The organism is Mycobacterium simulans (assembly GCF_900232995.1).
Taxonomy (GTDB): domain Bacteria; phylum Actinomycetota; class Actinomycetes; order Mycobacteriales; family Mycobacteriaceae; genus Mycobacterium; species Mycobacterium simulans.
In genome coordinates, this window is the sequence record NZ_OCVX01000075.1 from 1 (window position 1) to 1,463 (window position 1,463).

At 67.6% G+C, this 1,463-nt stretch carries 1 protein-coding gene; it reads left to right on the top strand.

The annotated features are described in order from the left end of the window. A partial coding sequence (locus MSIMFI_RS27270) for an acyltransferase domain-containing protein (protein WP_191500035.1) occupies positions 1-1,463 on the top strand: 1,463 nt, incomplete at both ends.

Sequence of the window (1,463 nt, forward strand, 5' to 3'; positions counted from 1 at the left end):
AAGATGGTCTTGGCGCTCAACCACGACATCTTGCCGCCGACTTTGCATGTTGATGAGCCCAGCCCGCACATTGATTGGTCGGCCGGTGGGGTGCGGTTGTTGACCGAGCCGGTCCCGTGGCCGCAGAGCGGGCATCCGCGGACGGCGGGGGTGTCGTCGTTCGGGATCAGCGGCACCAACGCTCATGTGATCTTGCAGCAGGCGCCCGAACCTGCAGCCCCGGCCCCGGAAGCGGCCCCGCTACCGGATGCGGCGTCGTTGCTGCATGTGTGGCCGGTGTCGGCGCGGACTCCGGCGGCGTTGTGCGCTCAGGCGCAGCGGTTGGGTGAGTACCTGGGTGGGCATCCGGGTGTGGATGTGGCCGATGTGGGGTTCAGTTTGGCCACTACGCGTGCCCAGCATCCGTATCGGGCGGTGATCACCGCTGGCGGTGCCGGTGAGGATGTTCGGGAGCGGTTGGTGGCGGGGTTGGGGGCCCTGGCGGCTGGGCGCTCGGCTGTGGGGGTGGTGCAGCATCACCTGTCCGGTCAGGCGGCCAGTTCGGTGGTGTTCGTGTTGCCTGGGCAGGGGGCGCAGTACGCGGGGATGGGTGTTCAGTTGTATCGGCAGCATCGGGTGTTCGCCGACGCGGTCGATGAGGTGTGTGCGGCGTTGGATGGGTATTTGCCGGTGCCGTTGGGGCAGGTGATGTTCGCCGACCCGGACAGTGAGGCGGCGGGGTTGTTGACCCAGACCGCCTATACCCAGCCGGCGTTGTTCGCGTTCGGGGTGGGCATGGCGGCGGTGTTGGCCGATGCTGGGATCGGTCCGGATGTGTTGGTGGGGCATTCGGTGGGGGAGTTGACCGCGGCGTATTTGGCGGGGGTGTTCTCGTTGGCGGATGCGGCGGGGTTGGTGGCGCAGCGGGGGCGGTTGATGCAGGCCTGCCCGGTGGGGGCGATGTTGGCGATCAGCGCTGCTGAGGCTGAGGTGGTGGGTTTGTTGCAGGGCTTTGCGGGGGTGGGGATCGCTGCGGTCAATGGGCCGTCGTCGGTGGTGGTCTCTGGGGAGGTGGATCAGATCACCGCGGTGCAGGCCCAGTGTGGGGCGGCGGGGTTGGTGGTGACTCGGTTGCGGGTCAGTCATGGGTTTCATTCGGCGTTGATGGATGCGGCGTTGCCTGAGTTCGCCGCGGTGGCTGCCCGGGTGCGGTTTTCGGCGCCGGCGGTGCCGGTGGTGTCGAATCTGACCGGGCAGATCGCCACCGCCGAGCAGTTGTGTTCGCCGGATTATTGGGTGCGCCAGCTGCGCGAGTCGGTCCGTTTCGGTGAGGGCATCACCGCGTTGTTGGCCGAGCGGGAGCGGGTGTTTGTGGAGTTGTCGCCGCATCCGGTGTTGGCGGCCGCGATCAGCGACACCGTGGCCGGTGTCGAGGGGGGTTCGCTGTCGGTGGTGATCCCGACTTTGCATCGTGAGCACCCCGA